The following is an 8,763-nucleotide window of genomic DNA, read 5'->3' as shown; positions in this document are numbered from 1 at the left end:
TGGGCCAGGGTGCGGGTCAGCAGTCGGGAGACGTGCATCTGGGAGATGCCGACCTCCTCGCCGATCTGCGACTGCGTCATGTTGGCGAAGAACCGCAGCATGATGATCTGCCGTTCCCTGGGCGGGAGTTTGGCCAGCAGCGGCTTCAGGGACTCGCGGTACTCCACCCCTTCCAGGGCGGTGTCCTCGTAGCCCAGCCGGTCCGCGAGCGAGCCCTCGCCGCCCTCGTCCTCCGGGGAGGGGGAGTCCAGCGAGGAGGCGGTGTAGGCGTTGCCCACGGCCAGGCCGTCGACGACCTCCTCCTCCGACACCCCGAGCACCGCGGCGAGTTCGGTGACGGTCGGCGAGCGGTCCAGCTTCTGCGCGAGCTCGTCGCTGGCCTTGGTGAGGGCGAGGCGCAGCTCCTGGAGGCGCCGCGGCACGCGCACCGACCAGGAGGTGTCCCGGAAGAAGCGCTTGATCTCGCCGACCACGGTCGGCATCGCGAACGTCGGGAACTCCACGCCGCGTTCGCAGTCGAAGCGGTCGATCGCCTTGATCAGGCCGATGGTGCCGACCTGGACGATGTCCTCCATCGGCTCGTTCCGGGAGCGGAAGCGGGCCGCCGCGTACCGGACCAGCGGGAGGTTGAGCTCGATCAGGGTGTCGCGTACGTACGCCCGTTCGGGGCTGTCGTCCTCCAGTGTGGCGAGCCGCTGGAACAGGGAGCGGGAGAGGGTTCGGGTGTCGATGGCTTCCGGGCGGTCGAGCGTAGCCGCCGGCGCCTCGCTCTTCGTGAGCGTGAGCACCTTGGAGCTGCCCTGATCTTCGGACATGCCACCCCCTTGAGGTCGCGGACGGTCGCGGCTGGCGCGTCCGTCGGAGGAACGCAGCCTCCACCTGAATACCGGAGGCGGGGCTGCGGCAAACGCGGTTCAAGCAGAATGTCACATGTCGGCAACGCGCTGTAGCGCCAAGTCGACATATCTGTGCAGCGACAGAGGCGAATGAGCCGGATCTGTCGGTAAACGAGCGGAGTGAACACCACTCGATACGGTTACGCCTCGATCCTGTTTGCGGACCGGAGCCGGGCGAAGCTCCGCGCGAGCAGTCGGGAGACGTGCATCTGCGAGACCCCGAGCTCCGCGCTGATCTGCGACTGCGTCAGATTGTTGTAGTAGCGCAGGAGAAGGATCCGCTGCTCCCGCTCGGGCAGCTGGACCAGCAGGTGCCGGACCAGGTCCCGGTGCTCCACGCCGACCAGCTCGGGATCCTCGTACCCGAGTCGGTCCAGCAGCCCCGGCAGCCCGTCGCCCTCCTGGGCGGCCTCCAGGGAGGTGGCGTGGTACGAGCGGCCCGCCTCGATGCAGGAGAGCACCTCCTCCTCGGAGATGCGCAGCCGTTCGGCGATCTCGGCGGTGGTGGGGGTGCGGCCGTGGGCGGTCGTGAGGTCCTCGGTGGCCGCGTTGACCTGCACCCACAGTTCGTGGAGGCGCCGCGGCACGTGGACGGTGCGGACGTTGTCGCGGAAGTACCGCTTGATCTCGCCGACCACGGTGGGCATCGCGAAGGTGGGGAACTGCACGCCGCGGTCGGGGTCGAAGCGGTCGATGGCGTTGATCAGGCCGATGGTGCCGACCTGGACCACGTCCTCCATCGGCTCGTTCCGGGAGCGGAAGCGGGCCGCCGCGTACCGGACCAGCGGGAGGTTCGCCTCGATCAGGGCCCCGCGGACCCGGGTGTGCTCGCTGGTGCCCGGTTCCAGGCCCTTCAGCTCGCCGAAGAGCACCTGGGTCAGGGCCCGGGTGTCCGCGCCGCGGCTCTGGGGGCGCCCGGGGGCCGGTTCGGCGGTCCGCGCCTCGGGGGCACGGGCTCCGGGCGCCACGGGGCCCGTGGGGCCTCCGGGGCCCACAGGGCCGGTGGTGCCCGCGAGGGCCGCCGTGGCCGTGGTGCCGAGGGTGCCCGTGCCTGCCGTGGTGGCAGTAGTGGCAGCAGGGACGGCTGGGGCGGCTGTGGCGGGGATCAGGGCCCCCGTCGGGAGGTGGCCCGCCGCCGGGTGGGGTTCGTCCTGCTGGGGCGGCACCTGAGGCGTTGTACTGGCCGACACGGTCTCGCCACCCCTTCATGGTCAGTCAACTCATCCGGCAAAAGCGGTCATAGCATCACAAGACATGTGCACTGTGTGCAAGCACCGTATATCGCCGTGTTGAGGGCAAGTTGGACATGAAGGGGGGCGGCCGGGGCCGAATATGCGGAGGGCCCCTCACCCGTCGGATGAGAGGCCGGTGGGCCGGAAGCCGGTGCGGGGCGCGGGTTCAGCTCACCAGTTCAGTCATGAACGCGCCAATGCCTCGGGCGGCGTCGGAGACGCCCTGAAAACCTATCAGGACGAAATCGGCCGCTTTGGCCGGCTGGGTGATGATCGTGTAGAGCACGAAGATGGCGAGCACCCACGTGACGACCTTCTTGATGTCCATGATCGGGTTACGGCCTCCCCTGCCGGTCCACGCCACGTGGGCGTGAGTCTAACCGGTCGGGTGGCGGCCCTCACCCGGGGTTTATGGACCAATGACCTGGGGGTCCGGGCCCTTTGCCGCTCCTCGGGCGGCGGTGGCGGGGGCAGTATTGATGACGAGCCCACCGGTTCTGGCAGGAAACCGGAGGGCCATGGGACAGGACCTCACTGCGGGGTCCGAGCCGCAAGCTTCCCCCCTGACTGCGGCTCGGACTGGCAGGTTCCGTCCTCCTGGGGGAAGCGGCTTGTCCCCCCGATGCCGCTTCCCCCCGTCCTACGTCAGAAGGCCCCGACCCCCAGGTCGGGGCCTTCTGTGCGTCCGGGCCCGCGTGTGGTGCGGCTGCGGCTACTCGAAGGCGCCGACGAGGCCCAGGACGGGCGCCACGGGCTGGATCACGGGCTCCAGCTGGTCGGGGAGGGCCATCAGCTGGTTGAGCTCGTTGAGCTTGTTCAGGCCCTGGCCGATCTGCTGGATCTCGGGGGAGGCCTCGGCTGGCATGTCCGGGGCGGCGGCCGGGAGGAGGTCCTCGACGGGCAGCGGGGCGAGGGGGGCCGCGGAGGCGGCGGGGGCGGCGAAGCCCGCGGCCGCGCCGGCGAGGGCGACGGCGGCGAGGAGGCGCTGGGTCTTGGTCATGCCGTGACAACGGCCGAGCCGGCGGCCGGTCACGGCGGGAACGCGCGAGAGCCCCGGTTCGTACGAACCGGGGCTCTCGTCAGGGCGGTAGTGGAGGGATTTGAACCCCCGATGGGTTGCCCCATACTCGCTTTCGAGGCGAGCTCCTTCGGCCACTCGGACACACTACCGAGACGAATCCTAGCGCACGCCGGAGAGTGCTTTGCAAATCGGCCCCACCCGGCACCGCCGTTCAGCCGCCGTCCCGCCGGCGTTCCGCGCCCGGCCCGTGACCGGCCCGGAGGCCGGTCAGCGGTCCCGGAAGAAGGCCGAGAGCCGGGCCGCGCACTCCTCGCCCAGCACCCCGCGGATCACCTCGGGCCGGTGGTTGAGCCGGCGGTCGCGGACGAGGTCCCAGAGGGAGCCCGCCGCGCCGGCCTTCTCGTCCCCGGCCCCGAAGACGACCCGGGCCACCCGGGACTGCACCAGGGCCCCGGCGCACATCACGCAGGGCTCCAGGGTGACCACGAGGGTGCACCCCGTCAGCCGCCACTCCCCGAGCGCGGCCGCGGCCCGGCGCAGGGCCAGGACCTCGGCGTGCGCGGTGGGGTCGCCGGTCAGCTCGCGTTCGTTGTGCCCGGTGGCGAGGACGGTGCCCGCGGGGTCGAGGAGGACGGCGCCGACCGGTACGTCACCGGCCAGTGCCGCCCGTTCGGCCTCGTCCAGGGCCAGGCGCATGGGGGCGCGCCAGGGGTCCCGGACCGGGTCCGGGGCGTCCGGTCCGCGGGGTGCGGCCGGAGCCCCGGCGGGTGGTGCGTGGCGCGGTCGTTCCACTAGCGCACGGTCTCCAGGACCTCGGACGCGCCGAGGGCGTCGGCGATCTCGGCGAGCACGTCGGAGTCGAGGGCCAGCAGCTCCCGCTGGGACATGCCCAGGTCGGAGAGGATCTGGAGGTCCCCGATCGGCCCCACCGGCACGGGTTCGGCGGTCGGTCCGGATTCCTCCTCGTCCTCCTCGGTGAACCCGGACGGCGGGTCGGGCTCCCCGTCCTCGGTGCCGTCGAGGTCGGTCAGTTCCTCCAGTTCGTCGTCGAGCGAGCCGGGGTCGCGGCCGAGCAGTTCGTCGGTGAGGATGATCTCCCCGTACGAGCTGCGGGCCGCGGCGGCCGCGTCCGACACGTAGATGCGCGGGTCTTCCTCACCGTCGATGCGGACGAGGGCGAACCAGGAGTCCTCCTGCTCGATGAAGACCAGGACGGTCTCGTCCTCGGCCGTGGCCTCCCGGGCCAGTTCGGTCAGATCGGACAGCGTCTCGACGTCGTCGAGTTCCGTGTCGCTCGCTTCCCACCCGTCTTCGGTGCGCGCGAGCAGTGCGGCGAAGTACACCGTGACTCTCCCACTGGTCTAGGCGTGCCGGTTGGAGGTCCCCCCGGCCGGAGGTGGGGGAGGTGGCACGGCCGGATCGCCGTCCCGGGCCCCGCCCCAGTCGGCATCGTGGCAGAAACGGCGGCTCCGCGAGAGGTCTTCCGCGCTTGCGTCGTGCCGTGCCGTGCACGTCGGGGGTGGCGCGGGGAGCTTTTCGGACTCCGTTCGGACGCCGTTCGCCCGGCGCGGCGCCCGGAGCCGGTCACCAACGGAAGGTGCGCATCCGCATCTGCTGGCGCATCCGGGCGGCCCGGGCGCGCCGTGGCTGCACCCGTTCGCGCAGCTCGCGGGCCTCGTTGAGGTCGCGGAGGAACTGCGCGCGGCGCTGCCTGCGCTGCGCGGCGGTCTCCTGTTCGCCGTCGGCGGGCTCCGCGGACACGATGCCGTCCGCCGGGGCCGTGCCGGCCGCCGCGGGGGGTTCCGCGGGGGCGGGGCGGGCCCGCAGGCGTCCGGCGCGGCTCGTGCGTACGTCCTCGGTCCGCTGCTCGTCGGGCATCGGCGTCACCATCCCGGGCTGGTCGGCCTCGTCCTCCGCCGTGTGGCGGAGCCTCCCGTTCCCCCACCTTCCCCCGGACCGGCCGGTTGACGCCACCAGCGGGGGCCGGGGCGGGGGTGCCGAGGTCGCGGGGGGCGGCCGGGGGCCCTTCCCCGGTTACTGTGGGGTCATGCGGATCCACGTCGTCGACCACCCGCTGGTGGCGCACAAACTGACCACCCTGCGTGACAAGCGCACGGACTCCCCCACCTTCCGGCGGCTCGCCGACGAGCTGGTCACCCTGCTCGCGTACGAGGCCACCCGGGACGTGCGCACCGAGCAGGCCGAGATCGAGACCCCGGTCTCGCCGACCACCGGTGTGAAGCTCTCGACCCCGCGCCCGCTCATCGTCCCGATCCTGCGGGCCGGCCTGGGCATGCTCGACGGCATGGTGCGGCTGCTGCCGACCGCCGAGGTGGGCTTCATGGGCATGGTCCGCAACGAGGAGACCCTGGAGGCGTCCACGTACGCCACCCGGATGCCCGAGGACCTCTCCGGCCGCCAGGTGTACGTGGTGGACCCGATGCTCGCCACGGGCGGCACCCTGGTCGCGGCCATCCAGGAGCTGATCAAGCGGGGCGCCGACGACGTCACGGCCGTGGTGCTGCTGGCGGCGCCCGAGGGCATCGAGGTCATGGAGCGCGACCTGGCCGGGCAGCCGGTGACGGTCGTGACCGCCTCGGTCGACGAGCGGCTCAACGAGCACGGCTACATCGTGCCGGGCCTGGGCGACGCCGGTGACCGCATGTACGGCGCCGCCGAATAGGGCCGTAGCGACCTTGACGACCGTGCCCCGCCCCGGAGACCGGGGCGGGGCACGGGTTCAGCAGCGTGCGGAGGGGGCCGGCGCCGGTGGCGCGGCCAGGGCGGCGAGCGCCCGGTCGGCCTCGACCTTCGGGCTGAGGGCCTTGAAGGCGGTGCCGAGGATCAGGTCGAGGTCGGGGGTCTCCCGGGCGTCGGTCCGCCGGTCGGTACCGGCGAGCTGGGTGCCGAGCACCGCGTAGAGCCCCTGGTCGGTGCGCGGGGAGCCGAGCAGTATCCCGGTGCCGGCGACCTTCTTGTCGAAGGCGGTGGGGGCGTTGCCGACCTTGCCCACCCGGAAGCCGCGCCTCTTGAGTTCGTCGCCGACGGCCTTGGCCAGTCCGCTGCGCGGGGTGGCGTTGTAGACGTTGACGGTGATCTGGCCCGGCTTCGGGAGCGCCTTCGCGGCGGCCGGGGCGGCCGTGGCCGCGCCGGGCTTCGCGACGGTGTCGCGGACGCAGTCCTTGCGGGGGGCGGCCGCCGCCTGCTTCTTCCCGTCGCCCCCGAACACGTCGAAGAGCTGCAGGGTCCCGTAGCCGAGCAGGCCGAGTGCGAGGACCGACCCGAGGACCGCGAGCACGATCCGGCGGCGGCGGGGGCGGCGCATGCGGGGGTAGGCGGTCCCCGTGACGCGGTACTTTCCGCCCATGCCTGGGGGAGTCAGCATGCTCATGGGCGCAGCGTAGTGCGGCCCGGTGACGATGCCTACTAAATGATCTATGAAGGGGCCAGGCCCGACCCGAAAGGCGCAATCCGCCCCGGTCGCGGCCGCGACGCCCCGGGGATCAGCCCAGTTCGAGGACGCGGGCGTGCAGCACCTGGCGCTGCTGGAGCGCGGCGCGGACGGCGCGGTGCAGCCCGTCCTCCAGGTAGAGGTCGCCCTGCCACTTCACGACGTGCGCGAAGAGGTCGCCGTAGAAGGTGGAGTCCTCGGCGAGCAGCGTTTCGAGGTCCAGTTGTCCCTTGGTGGTGACGAGCTGGTCCAGCCGGACCGGGCGCGGTGCGACATCCGCCCAAGCCCGGACGCTTTCCCGGCCGTGGTCGGGGTAGGGCCGCCCGTTTCCGATGCGCTTGAAGATCACACGGAAAGCCTACCGGGCCGGTGGCTGCGGGCGCAGCCTCCGGACGCGGGTGCAAAGGTGACGAATAGCGACAACCCGGGAGCGATAGATGAGTGAGACCACCCCCTCGGCCGACGGCTCCGTCACCCCGTCCCCCGCCGACGCCATCGCGGCCGGGTACGCCTTCACCGGTCCGGCCCTCGAACTGGGCGCCCTGCTCTGGGACGGCGCCTGCCTGCCGGACAAGCAGGTCCGCATCCCGCTGCCCATGCTGAACCGGCACGGACTGGTCGCCGGGGCCACCGGCACCGGCAAGACGAAGACCCTCCAACTGATCGCCGAGCAGCTCTCGGCGCAGGGGGTTCCGGTCTTCCTCGCGGACGTGAAGGGGGACGTCTCCGGAATCTCCGTCCCGGGCGCGTCGAACGAGAAGGTGGCCGAGCGGGCCCGGGACGTGGCGCAGGAGTGGGAGCCCGCCGGCTTCCCGTGCGAGTTCTACTCCCTGGGCGGGATCGGCTCCGGGATCCCGCTGCGGGCCACGGTGACCAGTTTCGGTCCCGTGCTGATGTCGAAGGTGCTCCAGCTCAACCAGACCCAGGAACAGTCGCTCGGGCTGATCTTCCACTACGCCGACTCCAAGGGCCTGGAGCTGTACGACCTCAAGGACCTGCGGGCGGTGGTGGCCTTCCTGGTCTCGGACCGGGGCAAGGCGGAGCTGAAGGGGATCGGTGGACTGTCCACGGTCACGGCGGGCGTGATCCTGCGGGCCCTGACGGCCTTCGAGCAGCAGGGGGCGGCGGAGTTCTTCGGGGAGCCCGAGTTCGACACGAGCGAGTTCCTGCGGACGGCCGCGGACGGGCGGGGGCTGGTGTCCGTCCTGGAGCTGCCGTCCGTGCAGGACCGCCCGCAGCTCTTCTCCACCTTCCTGATGTGGCTCCTCGCGGACCTCTTCAACGACCTGCCCGAGGTCGGCGACCTGGACCGGCCCAAGCTGGTGTTCTTCTTCGACGAGGCGCACCTGCTCTTCAACGGGGCCTCCAAGGCCTTCCTGGAGTCGATCACCCAGACGGTGCGGTTGATCCGCTCGAAGGGAATCGGGATCTTCTTCGTCACCCAGACCCCGAAGGACGTACCGGCCGACGTGCTGGCCCAGCTGGGCAACCGCGTCCAGCACGCGCTGCGGGCCTTCACCCCGGACGACGCCAAGGCCCTCAAGGCCACCGTGAAGACCTTCCCGAACTCGGACTACGACCTGGAGGAGCTGCTCACCGCCCTCGGGACCGGCGAGGCCGTGGTGACGGTGCTGAGCGAGAAGGGCGCGCCGACCCCGGTGGCGGCGACGCGGCTGCGGGCCCCGCGGTCGCTGATGGGACCGGCGGACCCGGCGGCGCTGGAGGCGGCGGTGCGGGCCTCGCTGCTGTACTCGCGGTACGCCGAGCCGGTGGACCGGGAGTCCGCCTACGAGAAGATCAGCGCCGAGCAGGCGGCGGCGGAGGCGGCCGCGGAGGAGGCGGCCGCGGCGGCCGCGGCGGAGAAGCAGGCCAAGGAGGCCGAGAAGCAGGCCCGCGCGGCGGCCCGGAACGCGCCGAAGCCGGACCCCTCGCTGGCGGAGCAGGTGGTGGGCAGCGGCATCTTCCGCTCCCTGGCCCGCTCCATCGGCACCCAGCTGGGCCGCGAGATCTCCCGCTCGATCTTCGGCACGGCCCGCAAGCGGCGCTGAGCGGCGGGCGGTGGCGCCGGTGTCCCGACCCGGCGGATCGACCCGGGGAGTCGGCCCGGCAGTCGACCGGGCAATTGACCGGGAAAACAGCCCCCTGAATGACCCTTAGGGCGAG

At 72.1% G+C, this 8,763-nt stretch carries 11 protein-coding genes and 1 tRNA gene; 2 read left to right on the top strand and 10 right to left on the bottom strand.

All coding sequences use genetic code 11. The annotated features are described in order from the left end of the window. The 8 genes from ABTZ17_RS24265 to ABTZ17_RS24230 form a co-directional block, all read right to left on the bottom strand. On the bottom strand, window positions 1–815 hold an 815-nt coding region (locus tag ABTZ17_RS24265), incomplete at its 3' end, for an RNA polymerase sigma factor SigF (protein WP_352197799.1). A 221-nt stretch (window positions 816–1,036) separates the two neighbouring features. Further along, window positions 1,037–2,086 (bottom strand): RNA polymerase sigma factor SigF, encoded by a 1,050-nt coding sequence (locus ABTZ17_RS24260; protein ID WP_502994816.1) that lies wholly within the window; start codon window positions 2,084–2,086, stop codon window positions 1,037–1,039. Between the two features lie 208 nt (window positions 2,087–2,294). Next, window positions 2,295–2,456: a hypothetical protein gene (locus tag ABTZ17_RS24255; protein WP_352197804.1), complete on the bottom strand. Its 162-nt coding sequence runs from the start codon at window positions 2,454–2,456 to the stop codon at window positions 2,295–2,297. Between the two features lie 384 nt (window positions 2,457–2,840). Beyond that, window positions 2,841–3,128 (bottom strand): hypothetical protein, encoded by a 288-nt coding sequence (locus ABTZ17_RS24250; protein ID WP_352197798.1) that lies wholly within the window; start codon window positions 3,126–3,128, stop codon window positions 2,841–2,843. Between the two features lie 85 nt (window positions 3,129–3,213). After that, a tRNA-Ser gene (locus ABTZ17_RS24245) sits at window positions 3,214–3,298 on the bottom strand. Window positions 3,299–3,416: 118 nt separating this feature from the next. Continuing rightward, window positions 3,417–3,845 (bottom strand): tRNA adenosine(34) deaminase TadA, encoded by a 429-nt coding sequence (tadA, locus tag ABTZ17_RS24240; protein ID WP_352197802.1) that lies wholly within the window; start codon window positions 3,843–3,845, stop codon window positions 3,417–3,419. Between the two features lie 95 nt (window positions 3,846–3,940). Then, window positions 3,941–4,492 carry a tRNA adenosine deaminase-associated protein gene (locus ABTZ17_RS24235; RefSeq protein ID WP_352197797.1) on the bottom strand — a complete coding sequence of 184 codons (552 nt, stop codon included), beginning with the start codon at window positions 4,490–4,492 and terminating at the stop codon, window positions 3,941–3,943. 241 nt (window positions 4,493–4,733) lie between these two features. Then, window positions 4,734–5,027, bottom strand: coding sequence for a hypothetical protein (locus tag ABTZ17_RS24230; RefSeq protein WP_352197796.1), 294 nt, complete (start codon window positions 5,025–5,027; stop codon window positions 4,734–4,736). A 169-nt stretch (window positions 5,028–5,196) separates the two neighbouring features. Here ABTZ17_RS24230 and upp point away from each other — a divergent pair, with 169 nt between their 5' ends. Continuing rightward, window positions 5,197–5,832, top strand: coding sequence for a uracil phosphoribosyltransferase (gene upp, locus ABTZ17_RS24225; protein ID WP_352197795.1), 636 nt, complete (start codon window positions 5,197–5,199; stop codon window positions 5,830–5,832). A gap of 57 nt (window positions 5,833–5,889) precedes the next feature. Here the strand turns inward: upp and ABTZ17_RS24220 are convergent, their stop codons facing one another. Continuing rightward, window positions 5,890–6,540, bottom strand: a complete 651-nt coding sequence (locus ABTZ17_RS24220; protein ID WP_352197794.1) for a LytR C-terminal domain-containing protein — start codon at window positions 6,538–6,540, stop codon at window positions 5,890–5,892. A gap of 112 nt (window positions 6,541–6,652) precedes the next feature. Beyond that, window positions 6,653–6,949, bottom strand: coding sequence for a type II toxin-antitoxin system VapB family antitoxin (locus ABTZ17_RS24215; protein WP_352197793.1), 297 nt, complete (start codon window positions 6,947–6,949; stop codon window positions 6,653–6,655). A gap of 88 nt (window positions 6,950–7,037) precedes the next feature. Between ABTZ17_RS24215 and ABTZ17_RS24210 the strand changes: the two genes are divergently transcribed. Next, a complete protein-coding gene (locus ABTZ17_RS24210; RefSeq protein ID WP_352197792.1) occupies window positions 7,038–8,648 on the top strand; it encodes a helicase HerA-like domain-containing protein in 1,611 nt (536 codons plus the stop codon). The last annotated feature ends 115 nt before the right edge of the window (window positions 8,649–8,763 follow it).

The organism is Streptomyces sp. NPDC097619 (genome assembly GCF_040302735.1).
Lineage (GTDB): Bacteria > Actinomycetota > Actinomycetes > Streptomycetales > Streptomycetaceae > Streptomyces.
The sequence above is the reverse complement of the archived record's forward strand: the minus strand, read 5'-3'. Positions and strand labels throughout refer to the sequence as shown.